Source organism: Tenggerimyces flavus (genome assembly GCF_016907715.1).
GTDB classification, from domain to species: Bacteria; Actinomycetota; Actinomycetes; order Propionibacteriales; family Actinopolymorphaceae; genus Tenggerimyces; species Tenggerimyces flavus.
In genome coordinates, this window is the sequence record NZ_JAFBCM010000001.1 from 6,032,942 (window position 1) to 6,048,266 (window position 15,325).

Below are 15,325 nucleotides of genomic sequence, written 5' to 3' on the forward strand. Positions count from 1 at the left end.
CTGTCACGTTATGCCGGAGCGCCGCCGGCCGCCTGACTGGGTCGGGGGCACCCTCGTCCGAACCTATGGGACCAGGGCGCCCCCGACCCAAACCGACCAGCGCGGGCGCCATCGTGCTCGACGTTCCCGCGCACGAGCCGGGCGACGCCGTCAGCCTTCCAAGCCCTGGCGCATGACCCGCTTCACCACCCGCAGGTACTGGCGGCGGTCGAGCGGGTTGTGATCCGTCCGCGGCCGGCTCGGTAGCGCACCCCGTACCGGGTCGTAGTGGTCGAAGCTGGACTCCAGCACGCCCTCGCCATGGGTCAGCTCCGGGAGCTGGCGCTGCAGCGAGTCCACCTGCGCCGCCGGGATCAGGCCCTCGACAACGGCCACCGCACCACGCAGGTCCTGGGACAGCGGCACCGCACCGAGACGGCCGAGCAACGGCTGGATCGGCCCGAGCGCATCGCCCGGGATCTCCAGGAAGAACCGGTGCGTCGGCTCGTACACCCGCACCCCCGCCTCGGCCAGCGCGTCCATCAGCACCAGCGGCGTCAGGTGGCGGAAGTCGCCCGCCGTGCTCGACCACTTGCTGAAGCCGTACGGAGGCGGCGGCGTGAAGCCCGAGTGCGTCATCAGGACCTCGATGTCGGTCACCTGCCACCCGTGCAAACCCTGCGCGAGCGTCTTCCGCACGGTCTCCTCGGTCGCCCGGATGAACGAGTACGGCAACGACCCGAGCTCGACCTCCAGCCCGAACCGCACCCCGGAGCCCACCGGCAGTGGCGCCACCCGCAGCCCGACGGTCGCGCGGTACGGGTTGTCGTCATCACCCATGAAGTCCACAGCGGCGCCACACCCGGAAGGCCGCTCGACACAGATCGTCGTCGTCTCCCGGAACTCGACCGCGACCCCGTACTCACTCGCCAGCGTCGCCTCGATGACCTCCTTCTGCACCTCGCCGTACAGCGACAGGTAGAGCTCGTTCCGCACGTCGTCCTGGCGCAGGTTGATCAACGGGTCCTGCTCGGCCAGCTGTGCGAGCGCCGTATGCAGCCGTCCCTTCTCCGAACGCTCGCGCGGCACGACCACGGTCTCCAGCGTCGGCGGCGAGAACTGCTGCCGCGGCGCGTTCGACGCCGGCAGGCCGACCGCGTCACCGATCTGGATCTCGGCGAGCCCGGTCAGCTTGCCGATCTCCCCCGCGGACACCTCCGACCGCTGCGGCACAGAACCCTGAGCGAACACGTTGATCCCGGTGACCTTGCCCTCGTGACCGTCGCCGAACGGCAGCCTCTCGCGGGTGTGCACGGTGCCGGAGAACAGCCGTACGTACGCGACCTTCTCCCCCGCCGACCCGCGCTCGACCTTGAACACCGTCCCCGACACCGGACCGTCCACGTCGCCCGTACGCGCGGGCAGCAACGACGCGATCCCGCGGGTCAGCTCCGGCGTGCCGGCGCCGGTGATCGCCGAGCCGGCGAACACCGGATGCACCAGAGCCCGTCGCGTCTGCGCGGCGAGCTCCCGCCGGATCACGTCGTCGCCGAGGCGAGCGCCGTCGACGTACGCCCGGAGAAACTGGTCGTTCCGCTCGGCGAGCTGCTCGACGATCCGAGAAGCTCCGGCGAGGTCGCCCATCGGCACGACCGCGGGAGTGAGCCTCTCGGCGATGTTCGCCAGCACACGGTCCGGGTCGGCGCCACGACGGTCGATCTTGTTGACGAAGATCAGGGTCGGGATCTCGAGCCGCTTCAACGCGCGCATCAGCACCCGCGTCTGCGCCTGGACGCCCTCGACCGCGGAGACGACGAGCACGGCGCCGTCGAGCACACTGAGGACCCGTTCCACCTCGGCGATGAAGTCCGGGTGGCCCGGGGTGTCGATCAGGTTGACGGTGACGTCGTCGATCGGGAACGAGACGACGGCAGCCTTGATCGTGATGCCGCGCTGGCGTTCCAGCGCGAGTGAGTCGGTCTGGGTGCTCCCAGCGTCGACACTGCCGACCTCGTCGATGACCCCCGCGGCGTAGAGCAGCCGCTCGGTCAGGCTCGTCTTACCGGCGTCGACATGGGCCAGGATTCCCAGGTTGAGCGTGGTCACGTACGTACATGTCCTTCGGGTAGGCGACAACTCCCTTCGAGTGGGACATGCACGCAGCTCGCATCACAGACTCCTTCAGACCTGGCTGACCAAGATGTGGGCAGTACATCAAAGCCTTCGAGCGCCTCGCAACCCGAATACCTCAGTCGGTCGACGTCGCGGGGTCTCCGTCGACGGCCTTCGCGAGCCTCGGTACGGCGAGGTCGATGGCGTACGGGAGGCTCAGCGGGCTCCCGAAGCCGAGCGCGCCGGAGAAATCGGTCCCGAACGTGCCGAACCAGACCGTCCGCTTCTCCGTCACCACCGACAGCTGCTGGAACAGCCGGTTGCCGGCGAACGCGGCGGGCTCGGATCCGAGGACGGCGAGGACGTCGTTCTCCAGCAGCTGCAGCTGCTCCCCGCTGATCTGCCCGCTCTTGGCCGGCGCGGCGAAGCCGAGGTTGGTGAAGAACTGCGCCCGCGGGTCGGTGGGCTCGAGGATCCACACCTGACCGTCCAGGCCGAACATCGCTCCGAGCTTCTTGCCCTGGAACGCCTGGTTCGCGGCCTTGGCGTCGGCGAACTTCTTCTCGACGTCGGCGACGAGCTGCTTCGCCTTGTCGTCCTGGCCGAGGGCCATGCCGGTCAACAGCGTCTGTTCCTTCCAGTCGATGTTGCCGTCGGCGGTGACCGGGCCGACCGTCGGCGCGATCGCCGCCAGCTTGTCGAACTGCACCTTGTCGACGAACGAGTACAGGCCGAGGATCAGATCGGGCTGGAGCGCGGCGACCTTCTCGAAGTTGATCTCGTCGCCGACGTTCACCGGCTGGGTCCCACCGAGGGCCTCCTGCGCCCACGGCCGAGTCTCCTCCTTGAACTCGCCGATGAAGTCGCGAACGCCGAGTGGCTTGACGCCGAACGCGAGCGCGAAGTCCGCCTCGTTGAAGCCCACGGTGACGACGCGGGTCGGCTTTGCGGGGATCGTGGTGGTGCCGAACTGGTGCTTGATCGTGACCGGAAAGGCCTGCGCGGCGGCGGGAGTAGTGGCGCCCCCCTCGGTCGGCGCCGGCGCCGCGGCCTCCGGCGACGAACTGCCGCACGCCGCGGCGGCCGCGAGCAGCGCTCCGGCAAAGATGACGCTGGCGAGTCGACGGCTCACGGATCCCCTCCAAGATCGAGTTACCTAAGGCTTACCTAACCATACGAGAGTCGGGGTCGAACCAAGCCCCACCGCACCATCCGGCCCACCCACCCCCGTCATCCGGCCCAGCCGCCCCGCCATCCGGCCCAGCCGTTCGGCCCATCACCCCCGCCATCCGGCCCACCATCCAGCCTCCGGTGGCCGCTTGCGGTAGTTGACCTGGGACAGGTCGCCACCTACGTTCGCGGGGCCATCAATCTGCAACCAGGCAAGGGGATCGCTGTGACGGACGGCTTGACACGTCGTGGATTCGTAGCCGCCGCTGGCGCGGCGCTGGCGGTGGGCTGGCGCGACTGGTCCGACGTGCGCGTCGCGCTGGCCGATACAGGACTGCCGGACGAGGACGGCTCGAACCTGTGGCTTCGCTACCCGCTCATCGACGACGCGGCGCTGCGGAGCGCGTACCAACGCGTGCTCACCTACGTCGTCGCGCCACCCGCCGACAACCTGGTCCTGCAGAGCGCCGCGGGCGAGCTCACCAGCGCCCTCAAGACCGCACTCGGCCGCGACCTCCCGTCGAAGCCGAACGTGTCCGGCCACGGAGCGATCGTCGTCGGCACCCCCGACTCCTCGGCGCTCGTCGCGCAGCACGCCGACCGGACGAAGCTCGGCGAGCTCGGCCTCGAGGGCTACACGATCCAGCGCAAGAAGATCAACGGCTTCGACGCGATCCTCGTTGCCAGCAACGGCGAACGCGGCGCGCTGTACGGAACGTTCCACCTGCTCAGACTCGTGCAAACCCATGCCAGTCTGGACAAAGTCAACCTCAGTGACAGCCCCGCCAACCAACTCAGGCTCGCGAACCACTGGGACAACCTCGACCGCAGCGTCGAACGCGGCTACGCCGGCGACTCGGTCTTCTTCTGGAACGAGCTCCCGCAGACGCGGCCCAGCTACGAGACGTACGCCCGCGCGCTCGCTTCGGTCGGCATCAACGGCACCGTCATCAACAACGTCAACGCGAACGCGCAGTTCATCTCCCCGGAAATGCTGACCAAGCTCGCGCCCCTCGCCGCTGTGCTGCGCAGGTGGGGCATCGCGATGTACGTGTCGGTGAACTTCGCCAGCCCGATCCTCCTCGGCGGACTCGCTACCGCCGACCCGTTCGACGCGGGCGTCAAGCAGTGGTGGAAGGACAAGGCGACCGAGATCTACGCGACGATCCCCGATCTCGGCGGCTTCCTCGTCAAGGCCGACTCCGAGGGGCAGCCTGGCCCGATCTCGTACGGCCGCACGCACGCCGACGGCGCGAACCTGCTCGCCGAAGCGCTGAAGCCGCACGACGGGATCGTGATGTGGCGAGCGTTCGTGCACGACTTCGACGCGCTGGAGTGGTCGAACAAGTCGTACGAGACGTTCACGCCGCTGGACGGCAAGTTCGCCGACAACACCGTCGTGCAGATCAAGAACGGGCCGATCGACTTCCAGGTCCGCGAGCCGGTCCATCCGCTGTTCGGCGGGCTACCGAACACGAACTCGATGATGGAGCTGCAGATCACCCAGGAGTACACCGGGCAGTCGACCCACCTGTGCTACCTCGTCCCGATGTGGAAGGAGGTGTACGACTTCGACACCCACGCGAAGGGCACGGGCACGACCGTCGCCGACATCGTCTCCGGCCAGACCTACGGCTACGGGCTCAGCGGCGTCGCCGGCGTGATGAACTTCGGCGACGACACCGACTGGACGCGCAACCAGCTCAACGCCGCCAACACGCACGGGTACGCGCGCCTCGCCTGGAACCCTTCGCTGCCGGCGCGCGCGATCGCGAACGAGTGGACGCGGCAGACGTTCGGCAACTCCTCGCGCGTCGTGAACCTCGTCAACCGCATCTTGCTCGACTCGTGGCAGACGTATATCGACTACACGAACCCGCTCGGCATCAGCTTCCAGATCACGGCCGACCACTTCACGCCGAGCCCGCAGACCAACACGATCTGGCACCAGGCCGACGAGAACGGCACCGGCTTCGACCGTACGGTCGCGACCGGCACCGGCTACACCGCCTTCTACCACTCGCCGGTCAAGGAGCGGTACGAGTCGGTGGCGTCCACTCCTGACGAGCTGCTGCTGTTCCTGCACCACGTGCCGTACTCGCACAAGTTGAAGTCCGGCAAGACCGTGCTGCAGCACATCTACGACAGCCACTTCGACGGCCGGACGTCGGTCGTGCAAATGCGGCAGCTCTGGCAGACGCTCCGCGGGCACATCGACGAGAAGCGCTGGGCGGACACGCTGGAACGGTTCGACCGCCAGCTCGACCAGGCGACACTGTGGCGCGACACGATCGTCGGCTACTACTTCGCCGCGTGCCGGATCCTGGACACGAAGCGCTCCTGGGTCCAGATCACACCGAGGGCCACCTCGGCCGTCCACCTGCAGGGTGGATGGCCGAACCTGATCGAGCTCGAGGTCGCGAACGCCTCCCCCACCACCGCCGAGCTCGTCGCCGGCCTGCCTGCCCGCGAGGGCTGGACCAGCGGCACGGCGACGATCTCGCTGCCCTCTCGGGGCATCGGGAAGGAGCGCATCCCCGTCAACCCCGGCTTGCGTCCGGAGACGGCAGTGCTGCGCCCGACGTTGAAGGCGGGCAAGCTGCCGGCACTCATCACCGAGATCCCTGTCATCACCGCACCGGCGGGCCGGCGCTGCAGGCTGGCGCTGGACGCCGGCTCGCCGACGAGCCCGGTGCTCGACGGCTACCGGCGACTTTCGCCTTCTGACGCGTGGGATTCGGCCCGCGGCTACGGCTGGGTCGACGGGGCGCCGCAGTCTCGGGACCGCAACCAGCCGGACCCACTGCTCCGCGACTTCGTCAACGACACCGTCGCCCGGACGCTGCGGCTGACGATCCCGGCCGGCGAGCATTCCCTGTACCTGTTGACGGGAGAGACCAACAGCGACTCATTCCCGACGACGGTTCGACTGGACGGCGAGGTCGTCGGGACGAGCGTGTTCCTGCCGGGTGGGCAGTTCGAGTGGCTGTCCATTCCCGTGAACGGTGGCGCGTCGGGCGGGACGATCGACCTGGAGTTCAGCAACGTTCCCGGGCAGCACTGGCACCTGGTCGCGGTGGCGATCCCGGACGAGGCGCTCGCCGCTCCCCCGGCGATCATCAGCGAGCTCACCGCGCCGTCGTTGGTGTTCGGCGGCCAGTCGCAGGCGGTCCCGGTGCAGGTGACGGCGACGGACGCGGCAGTGGACGTGACGGTCCGCGCGGTGGTGCCCGCCGGCTGGACCGCCGCGCCGGTGTCGGCGCGGGTGACGCCGGGGACGCTGTCGGACCTGGAGCTCACGATCGTTCCCGACGGCACGCCTTCACTGGCGTCCGTGCGGATCGAGGTCGTCGTCGACGGCGTGGTCACGGACACGCGGGAGCTCGAGCTGGTCTCCGTTCCGCCGGCAGCGTCGCTCGCGCTGGCGATCGATGCTGGCACGACCGCGAGCCCGCTGGTCACGGGCTATCAGCAGCTGTCGAACCAGGCCTGGGACGCTGCCCGCGGCTACGGATGGGTCGGTACGGCGTCGATGAACCGCGACCGCGCGCTGCTCGACGACCTGCGTCGCGACTTCGTCAACGACACCGTGCCGCGCACGTTGCGGATCGCGGTGCCGGCCGGCGCGCACGAGGCGTACGTGCTGGTGGGCGACGCGAACCAGCCGTCGGCGCCGACGTACATCCGGTCGGAGGGCCAGCCGCTCGCGCAGAGCCCGGCGTTGGGCAACGGCGCGTTCGCCTGGGTGCGGATCCCGCTGGCCGGCGGCCGTACGTACGACCTGGAACTGTCCGGCGACGCCGCCGTGCACTGGCACCTCAACGCCCTGCTGCTGCGAGCTACGTGACCGCCCTGCCACGGAGCAGCGGCACGTAGATGTCGTCGACGATCTCGACCAGCACCTCGTCGGGGACGTTCGGCGTGCCGCGGGTGACGAACTCGTTGCGCAGCAAGGCGATCGCCACGGTGGCCGCGCGCGGGTGCAGCGCCTCCGGCGCGAGCTCGCCGCGGGCCACGGCGCGCCCGAGGACGGTCAGCCAGAGCGCGCTGCCGCCGTCGTTCGACGCCTCCTGCACCTGGCTGAGCAGCTCCGGCCCGACGCCGGCGAGCAGGCCGCGCAGGACCTCGCCGAGCGGCGAGGACCAGTGCTTGTTGGCGCCTCGGAGCAGCTCGAGCGCGTCGCCGCGGAGTGTGCCCGTGTCGGGGACGACCGTGCTCTCGTGCGCGAGCTGCCGGTACGCGGCGACGCCGAGCGCGGCTCGGTTCGGCCAGCGGCGGTAGATCGCGTTCTTGTTCGTGCCCGCGCGTTTGGCGACCCGGTCCATGGTGAACCCGGCGTACCCGACCTCGGCCAGCTCGGCGGCGGCCGCGGTCAGGATCGCCTGCTCGAGAGCAGCTCCGCGTCGGCGTTCCGTCACGTGACGTACCTTACTTGACGGTTCCATCCAGACCTATAGGGTACTTGACGTACCCTATGGGAGAGGCGAGCCATGCGCGGCAACGGCATCTGTTACGACACGGGATTCCTGAACGCGGGAAGCAGCACGCACGAACCGTTCGACCCCGACCGGGTCGCGTCGGATCTGCGCGCGATCCGGGACGAACTGCACTGCACAGCGGTAAGGATCACCGGCGGCGACGTGGAACGGCTGAAGCTCGCCGCCACCCACGCGGCGCACGCGGGCTTGGAGATCTGGCTCTGCCCGTTCACGAACAACCTGACCAACAACGAACTGCTGGCTGTCCTCGAGCAGTGCGCCGACCACGCCGAACTTCTCCGGCTCGCGGGCGCCGAGGTCGTGCTCCTGACCGGATCCGAGCTCAGCCTGATGAACCAGGGCATGGTCCCGGGCGAGACGTTCGTCGACCGGAGCAAGGCGCTCGCGGCGCGCGACCCAGCGGTGTTCACCGCGATCCCAGAGCGCTTGAACGCGTTCCTCGCCGAGGCCGTGGCGCGGATCCGCGCGCGGTTCGGCGGCAAACTCAGCTACGCGTCGCTGCCGTTCGAGGGCGTGGACTGGACGCCGTTCGACTACCTCGCCACGGACACGGGATATCGGTGGGCGGAGATCGCCGGGCAGTTCCCCGGGCTGGTCCGCGCGTACGTCGAGCAGGGCAAAGCTTTGGGCAAGCCGGTCGCGTTCACCGAGTTCGGCTGCGCGACGTACCGTGGCGCGTCGGCCGAACGTCCCGCGGGCTCCGACGCGGTGGTGTGGTCGGAGGAGACGGGTCGGCCGTTGGGACTCGCGCGTTCATACGTTCGCGACGAGGACGAGCAGGCGCGCTGCCTGCGCGAGACACTCGAGGTGTTCGAGGCGGAAGGTGTGGACTCGGCGTTTGCTCATGTCTTCGCGTGGTACGTCTTCCCTCATGACCCCGACGATCCGACCCGCGACCTCGACGTTGCCGGCTCGGGAGTGGTGAAGGTTCTCGAAGATGGGACCTGGAAACCGAAGAAGGCCTTCCGAACGCTCGCTGAGCACTACCGTTAGGTTTGGTAACGATCGTGGCCGTGTGATCGAGCGCACTCAACAATTCGCGCTCGGGGGGTGTGTTCAGCACTGTGAGGAATAAGACGTTGAGCCGTCGTGGCGTGCTCGCAACGGTGCCGCTCGCGCTTGCCGCGAGCTGTGCCCGGCAGGGGCTCACGGCGGATCCCGGCGCGCAACCAGGCAAGGCGCCGACGTCGCCGGGGGCGACCTCGAGCACGACGGCTTTGCCGCGGAGCCCGAGTCCCAGCCCGAGTCCGACGCCGAGTCCGACGCCGACAAAACCCTTGCCGTACAAGGTTTCCGGCCTTCTGCCGGCCACCGACGTACCGGATGGACGGCAGCCGTGGCGGGACCGGTCGGCGAAGAAGGTCGACAGGTTCACCCGCGACCGTTACGGCGTGCGCATGTTCGAGTGGAAGGGCAAGCTCTACAACCATCCGGTCGCGCAGATCCAGTACGGGCTGCAGAATCTGTCCGCGTACCGCGCGACCGGCGACGTGTTCTTCCTCAACCGAGCTCGGCTGCAGGCCGAGCGGGTGATCTCGAAACACGTCGTGCTGCGGGGGGCGTTCTACTACCCATATCCGTACAACTTCTCCCATGGGCAGCACAGCGGCTTGAACTTCAGGGCGCCGTGGTACTCAGGGATGGCGCAGGGCGAGTCGCTCAGCCTGTTCTCGCAGCTGGCGCGGCTGGACGCGGTGCCGGCGGCGGACCGGCAGGAGTACCGGCAGGTCGCAGAGCGGACGTTCCCGTCCCTGCGGCTGTTCGACGAGGTGAACCCGTGGGTGGTGAACATCGACAAGGGGTACTACTGGATCCAGGAGTACCCGGCGCTGGCGCCGGGGGCACCGGACTACACGTACAACGGGTTCATCTTCGCGATCCTGGGGCTCTGGGACTACCACCTGCTGACCGGTGACCCGGCGGCGGCACAGCTCTTCGACGCTTCGTGCACGACGATCGACAAGTACTTCACGAACTTCCGCAACCCCGGCGGCCCGGCGTACTACTGCCGGACGCACCGGATCCCGACGCCGAGCTACCACTCGATCCACGTCGTGTTGCTGTACGCACTGCACTTCCTGTCGGGTGACGAGCGGTTCAAGACGTACGCGGAGCTGCTCAAATCTGACGCGTGAGGAGCGTCTCGGCGTTGAGCAGTGCCCTTACGGCGCCGCAGGGGCAGCGCTGGTAGGAGACCCAGCCCTCGCTCGTCGGATGGCTCGAGGCGGTGGTCCAGCGGTGTTCGCATGTATCCATACCTTCGACGATGGCGCGGCTGGCGGGTCGCGCCATCGGCGATCGTTGCCTATCTCTGGACGGTGGGTTGCCGACATCGGCGGTGCTCGGTCGGCCCAGCCACCCGATCCCCCGCGTCCGGCCCGTTCCTCAACCGACATATGTAGATCAAGCCGCACCACCGCCTCGTCACCCCCCGTGGACGGGGGCCGTTCAGCGGGTGGTGCCCAGGTTGTCGGGCTTGGGCCCTACGATCGTGCTCCGGACGAGTGAGGGCGGAGGACCGTGAGCGGGATCGAGGGCAACACCCACGTAGAGCGCAAACAGGTTCCGTTGGTCGTCGACACCGACCTGGGCGGCGATCCCGACGACGCGATAGCGCTGGTGGTGGCCGCGGGGCTGCCCGAGCTGGCCCTGGTCGTGACCTCGGACGAGCACGAGGGCAGGCGCGCACGCCTGGCGAGGCACCTGCTGAACCTGCTCGGACGTTCCGACGTCCCCGTCGTGGCCGGACGCGACCTGGGCAACACCAAGGACTGGGCCGCCGAAGGGCTCGTTCCCGACACCGTGCCGGCGCAGCCGAACGACGTGGTGGCCGCCGTCGACGAGATCAGCGCCAACGCGTCGGGCGTACGGTGGCTGACGCTGGGCCCGGCCTCGAACCTCGCCGACGTCCTCACTGCGCGCCCCGAGCTGGCCGAGCGCCTCGCGCTGACGGTGATGTGCGGCGCGCTGGCGTACCGCGACCCCGAACGAGCCGAGCACAACATCCGCCTCGACGTCTCGGCGGCCCGCGGCGTGTTCACCACGATCCGCAACCCGTGGCTGCTGCCCGCGGACGTCACGTTCACCGCGGCGAACGAGGTCACGCCGGACTCGCCGGAGTACGCGCTCATCAGCCGCCCCGGCGCACCTACCTGGGCGACGTTGCTGACCGCGCACCTCGACCAGTGGTTCGCGAACTTCCACCCCGGCACGATGCTGCACGACGCGCTGGCCCTGGCGTTGTGCATGCGCCGCCCGTTCCTCGACGTCGTCGCCCGGCGGATCGAGCTCGACGACCTCGGCCGGATGACCGTGTCCGACACCGGCTGGCCGGTCTCGTTCACCCGCGGCGCCGACTACGCTGGGTTCCGTCTCTGGCTGCGGTCGCGGCTGGAACGAGCACTCGACCGGGAGACGATGTCAAGCCTAGGTTGACACGGGAGGATCGCGGATGATCTACGAGCTCAACCACGTCGGTATGAGGATCCGCGATCTCTCCGCCAGCCTTGCGTTCTACGTCGACCAACTGGGCGCTGTCATCGTGGACGAGTTGTTCGTGGCCAACGGGCAGACCGACCGCGTCCACATCCAGCTGGCCGGCGGGCTGATCGAGCTCCTGCACCCGCACCAGCCGGGTCCCGACGTCACGTGGGGCGTCGACCACATCGGCTTCATGACCGACGACCTGGACGGCGATCATGCGCGGCTGGTCTCGCGCGGTTTCACGTTCTCCACGCCCCCGAAAGTCGCGGGCTCCGGCCAAGGCCGCCTCGCGTTCCTGTCCGACCCGAACGGGGTGCGCGTCGAGCTCCTGCAGCGCTCAGAGGAGTTCCGCGTGCCGCCGATCGAAGGCCCCGTCCAGGCGTTGGCCCACATCTCCCTCTCCGCGCCGAACCTCGAGGAGGCGGTGACGTTCTACCGCGACGACCTCGGCATGAGCCTTGTCGAGACCGACGGAACCGGAACGTACCTCCGCCACCAGAACGACACCATCGAGCTGGTGAACACCACGTCGGACCGCCCCATCCGCGGCCTCACCCTCCGCATCGACAGTCCGGCGAATGGCCCGTTGACCGACCCCGACGGCACCCGCATCGACCTCATCGCTGCCGGTGAAGGACGATCGCCAAGACGCTGACGCCGCCCGCGGTGAACGGGGTCGAAGATCTCGTCATCCATGACTACAAGACGCTCACACCACGCTGTTGTGCATGGCCCGATTCCAACATGAGACGTCGCCGTCGTCCCTCCAAGTGCGGCTTGGATGCACGCGTCGAACCTACTCCGGGAAGATGGTGCCAATACCCGGCCTGTTGAAAGTCAACGCCATGTCACGTGGCGACCTGTCCGTCTTGTTTTTGCAGTCAGGATCGGCACCCGCCTCCAACAGCATCTGAATCAACTCAGGCACGCCGCCCTGGAAGGCAAATACCGCACACCACAACGGCGTGTTGCCGTAGGAGTCACGAGCGTCAACTGGCGCCTCGGCGTCAAGCAACGCTCTGGCAGCCTCCACATGTCCTTGCTGGCATGCCATGTGGAGCGGCGTGAGGAGCGAATCGTCAACAGCAGCGACATCTTCTCCCTCCGCGACGAACCGGCCAATGGCGTCGGCGTCCCCCGCGACCGCTGCCTGGTGAAGCCGCAGCCGACCTTGTTGGTCGCGCCGTCCACGGCTGTTCATCTCGGCTCCTCATATCGACGGCTCATGTTCGATCAAGCGTACTCATACCAGTATTGCGACGGATCGTTCTCATACTCGGTCAGCTTCTCGCGCGACCAACCTTGCTCGCGCGCCAGCTTCTGCGTTCGCGACCGCTCCAAGCCGGGGCGGTGTCCCGTCCCCCTCGAGAATCCCCACACCGGTGTTTCGGTCGTACAGCTTCCCCATCCGGAGCCCGTTGAGCGTCCAAGATCGCTTCTCTTGTGCCCTTCCGCAACTGGGCGACGTTCGCTCGCGCTCCACTCGTCGGACCAGGGACCCACTGAACGTCGGGGACATCGTCCTCGTTGACAGGGCATCGCACACCCAGCGTAATCACCGTCAATGACCCGCTTCGCGGCGTCGATCCACCCTCTCCCGGTCATCTCCCTCCCATGACGTACGGAGCGACTCGCTCTGCGAAGCCGTAAGCTGCTTCCCCGGCGTCGAGCAGGCTCCACGCGTTCTGGACGTCGGTGGCTGGGAGTCGCCCGTCAAGGGCGACGACGATCGCGCGAACAACGCCCGTGACGGTCTCCAGGTCCATCCTTCGCACCAGGGATGCGCGGTGACGACTCCTTCAGGACCCGGTGACGCCGAGGGTGGTGGGGTCGCGGACGATGGCGAGGGCCGCGTCGCCGAGGCGGAGGTGGTGGTGGCGGGCGTGGGTGCGGAGCAGGTTGAACGCCTCGTCGATACTGACGCCTCGGTACTGGGACAGGACGCCCTTCGCCTGTTCGATGACGATCCGGCTGTTCAGCGCGGCCTGCAGTTGCTCGGTGAGGACCTCGCCACGCCGGATCGTGCGCTCCTGCAGCAGGCCGATCGTCGCCACGTCCGCGAGCGCCTGGACGACCTGGAGGTCGCTGTCCGGCACCGTTCCGACCCGATCGCCGAAGAGGTTGAGGGCGCCGAGGACCTCGGTCCGAAGCCGGAGCGGGAACGCGTACACCGATCGGTAGCCCGCCTCGGCCGCCCGCGGCGCGAACAGCGGCCAGATGGACGACGCCGTGGTCAGGTCGACGTTCTGCACCTGCGATCCGGTGCGATAGGCGTCCAGGCAAGGCCCTTGCTGTGCCTGGATCTGGAACAGCTCGAGCAGCGATGCCGTCTCGTCGGACGCCGCCATCACCTGGAGCTGCCCGTCCCCGGCGGCCAGCATCAGCCCGGCCGCGCTGACGTCCACGAGCGACGTCGCATGCCGGGCGACCATGTGCAGGAACTCGACGAGATCGAACTCTTCCACCAACGTGTCGGCGACTTCGACAAGCACCTCCGCCAACCGCTCGGCCGGGATCGTGGTCATGGCGGCATTCCTCTCGTTCTCGACATCGTACGGCCGTGGCTCTTCGGTCATGGGTGCTCCAACGTCAGGCGGCCGGCCACCACGTCCTTGGCCACGTCCACCAACGGGCGATCATGGGCGTACGCGTACGCGCGCAGGATGGCCATCGCCTGGTCCAACGGGACTCCCAGTTGCACCATCGCCATCCCTTGCGCCTGATACACCTCGAGCCGGTATGCCAGCGCTTTGTCCAACCCAGCAGCGGCATTCCCCATCGGAGCCCGCTGCTGGCCGTCGAGGAGCGCGTCGACGGCGATCTCGGCGTACGCGAGGGCCATCGTCACCGAGTCCCGCGTCAACGGGCCTGGCTCCGCACGGTAGACGTCGAGTACGCCGAGCCGCGCGGCGCCGATCTGCAACGGGAACGCGAACACCGCGCGGACACCTCTCTCCAGCACCGCTGGCCAGTAGGCCGGCCAGCGCGCGGCCGCCATCGAGTCCAGCCCCGCCTCGAGCACGGGACGCCGGTCGGCGAACGCGCTCATACAGGGCCCCTCGCCGAGGGTGAACTGCAGTTCCTCGAGCGTCGCGCTGGCCCCGTCGGACGAGGCGGCGACACCGCGCGCGCCGTCGTCACTCAACAGGCTCACGCCGGCTCCGGACGCCGGCAGCATGCGTACCGCCGACACGCACAAGCCGCGAAGCCATGCAACGGTATCCGACTGCTGACCGTTGCCGTTGAGCTCGCGCGCGATCTGTTCCCGGATGCGAGCGACTCGACCGGGATCAGCGTCCATCGGGCATCGGGGTCCTTCATTGAACGGACACACGCTGCCCTCGTGGCAACACGACGACCCTACGCTCAGGTCCGTCGGCCAAAGCGCTGACCGCGCCGAGGTCAGCGGTCTATAGTCGTGGCCACGGGGGCCCGCGTGTACATCTCGCGCAGGCCCTTCTTGCCGCCCTAGACCCGGTGGCAAGCGCCTCGCCGCACCGAGGAGACCCGGATGACCGCGCTTCGGCTGCTCCCCCGCCATCCCCCTCCCGACGTGGTCAGGCTGCGAAGGCTCATGTGCGACGCACCCGGACACCGTCCTGACACCGGCGCCAGCACCCAACTCGAACGCCTTCCCGTCCTCAGCGCTGCCGAGTCCACCGTCGTCGCCGAACTGCTCACCGAACTGGCCGAGACAGGTGATCCGCGGCTGGCCGCCCTCGCGACGGAGATGGCGAGCCGACTCCACGACCGACTCAGCCTGTAGACCGTGGGCTGGGACCCCGACAAAGGGGAGGAGTCGGGGACCCAGCCCACAAACATCCACCGACAACCCACCCGACCCTTCGGATTCGCCTCTTACTCCGCGTTGCATGTGCGATGCTGAGGGTCGCGGCACCCCCCTGATGGCCGCGCGCTCGGCGGGTGGGGTTGAGTCACCTCCCCCCTCGGCTCTCCCGCCCGCTGGGCATTCCCACGCACCTCGATCCGCGAACCGGACAAAGACGCCCCAGAACGCTCAAACGCCTTCTGTACTTGGGTGAACAGCGTTGAAGATCGCGACGAATACTTGCGAACGCCGG

General features: G+C 68.4%; 12 protein-coding genes. 6 read left to right on the top strand and 6 right to left on the bottom strand.

All coding sequences use genetic code 11. The features are described from left to right. Positions 1 to 150: 150 nt before the first annotated feature. Together JOD67_RS28405 and JOD67_RS28410 are read right to left on the bottom strand one after the other, a co-directional pair. Complete coding sequence (locus tag JOD67_RS28405) at positions 151 to 2,085, bottom strand: GTP-binding protein (protein ID WP_307782581.1); 1,935 nt, start codon at positions 2,083 to 2,085, stop codon at positions 151 to 153. A gap of 142 nt (positions 2,086 to 2,227) precedes the next feature. Continuing rightward, positions 2,228 to 3,223, bottom strand: coding sequence for an ABC transporter substrate-binding protein (locus JOD67_RS28410; RefSeq protein WP_205120767.1), 996 nt, complete (start codon positions 3,221 to 3,223; stop codon positions 2,228 to 2,230). Between the two features lie 264 nt (positions 3,224 to 3,487). Between JOD67_RS28410 and JOD67_RS28415 the strand changes: the two genes are divergently transcribed. Beyond that, a complete protein-coding gene (locus JOD67_RS28415; protein WP_205120768.1) occupies positions 3,488 to 7,108 on the top strand; it encodes an alpha-glucuronidase family glycosyl hydrolase in 3,621 nt (1,206 codons plus the stop codon). Here JOD67_RS28415 and JOD67_RS28420 read toward each other — a convergent pair. Then, a complete protein-coding gene (locus JOD67_RS28420; RefSeq protein WP_307782582.1) occupies positions 7,101 to 7,679 on the bottom strand; it encodes a TetR/AcrR family transcriptional regulator in 579 nt (192 codons plus the stop codon). The two genes, JOD67_RS28415 and JOD67_RS28420, sit on opposite strands and share 8 nt — an antisense overlap. Before the next feature lie 72 nt (positions 7,680 to 7,751). Here JOD67_RS28420 and JOD67_RS28425 point away from each other — a divergent pair, with 72 nt between their 5' ends. From JOD67_RS28425 to JOD67_RS28440, 4 genes are all read left to right on the top strand, one after another. Beyond that, on the top strand, positions 7,752 to 8,753 hold the full coding sequence (locus tag JOD67_RS28425) for a glycoside hydrolase family 113 protein (RefSeq protein ID WP_205120770.1): 1,002 nt from the start codon (positions 7,752 to 7,754) through the stop codon (positions 8,751 to 8,753). Positions 8,754 to 8,839: 86 nt separating this feature from the next. Further along, the gene (locus JOD67_RS28430) at positions 8,840 to 9,895 is read left to right on the top strand and encodes a D-glucuronyl C5-epimerase family protein (protein ID WP_205120771.1); all 1,056 of its coding nucleotides are present in this window, start codon (positions 8,840 to 8,842) and stop codon (positions 9,893 to 9,895) included. Between the two features lie 385 nt (positions 9,896 to 10,280). Continuing rightward, positions 10,281 to 11,195, top strand: coding sequence for a nucleoside hydrolase (locus JOD67_RS28435; protein ID WP_205120772.1), 915 nt, complete (start codon positions 10,281 to 10,283; stop codon positions 11,193 to 11,195). 16 nt (positions 11,196 to 11,211) lie between these two features. Continuing rightward, complete coding sequence (locus JOD67_RS28440) at positions 11,212 to 11,898, top strand: VOC family protein (protein WP_205120773.1); 687 nt, start codon at positions 11,212 to 11,214, stop codon at positions 11,896 to 11,898. A gap of 141 nt (positions 11,899 to 12,039) precedes the next feature. Here the strand turns inward: JOD67_RS28440 and JOD67_RS28445 are convergent, their stop codons facing one another. The 3 genes from JOD67_RS28445 to JOD67_RS28455 all read right to left on the bottom strand — a co-directional run bounded on the left by JOD67_RS28445 (position 12,040) and on the right by JOD67_RS28455 (position 14,544). Further along, positions 12,040 to 12,444 (bottom strand): ankyrin repeat domain-containing protein, encoded by a 405-nt coding sequence (locus JOD67_RS28445; RefSeq protein WP_205120774.1) that lies wholly within the window; start codon positions 12,442 to 12,444, stop codon positions 12,040 to 12,042. Positions 12,445 to 13,042: 598 nt separating this feature from the next. Then, the gene (locus tag JOD67_RS28450) at positions 13,043 to 13,768 is read right to left on the bottom strand and encodes a GAF and ANTAR domain-containing protein (protein ID WP_205120775.1); all 726 of its coding nucleotides are present in this window, start codon (positions 13,766 to 13,768) and stop codon (positions 13,043 to 13,045) included. 47 nt (positions 13,769 to 13,815) lie between these two features. Continuing rightward, the gene (locus JOD67_RS28455; RefSeq protein WP_205120776.1) at positions 13,816 to 14,544 is read right to left on the bottom strand and encodes a GAF and ANTAR domain-containing protein; all 729 of its coding nucleotides are present in this window, start codon (positions 14,542 to 14,544) and stop codon (positions 13,816 to 13,818) included. A 210-nt stretch (positions 14,545 to 14,754) separates the two neighbouring features. On the opposite strand from JOD67_RS28455, the gene JOD67_RS28460 reads away from it, so the two are divergent. After that, a complete protein-coding gene (locus JOD67_RS28460; RefSeq protein WP_205120777.1) occupies positions 14,755 to 15,009 on the top strand; it encodes a hypothetical protein in 255 nt (84 codons plus the stop codon). Positions 15,010 to 15,325 lie beyond the last annotated feature (316 nt).

What these genes read in the sequence shown, in the direction of transcription:
- JOD67_RS28445 (WP_205120774.1), bottom strand. Translation starts at nt 12,444, where the DNA reads ATGAACAGCCGTGGACGGCGCGACCAACAAGGTCGGCTGCGGCTTCAC.
- JOD67_RS28440 (WP_205120773.1), top strand. Translation starts at nt 11,212, where the DNA reads ATGATCTACGAGCTCAACCACGTCGGTATGAGGATCCGCGATCTCTCC.
- JOD67_RS28460 (WP_205120777.1), top strand. Translation starts at nt 14,755, where the DNA reads ATGACCGCGCTTCGGCTGCTCCCCCGCCATCCCCCTCCCGACGTGGTC.
- JOD67_RS28450 (WP_205120775.1), bottom strand. Translation starts at nt 13,768, where the DNA reads ATGACCACGATCCCGGCCGAGCGGTTGGCGGAGGTGCTTGTCGAAGTC.
- JOD67_RS28425 (WP_205120770.1), top strand. Translation starts at nt 7,752, where the DNA reads ATGCGCGGCAACGGCATCTGTTACGACACGGGATTCCTGAACGCGGGA.
- JOD67_RS28455 (WP_205120776.1), bottom strand. Translation starts at nt 14,544, where the DNA reads ATGGACGCTGATCCCGGTCGAGTCGCTCGCATCCGGGAACAGATCGCG.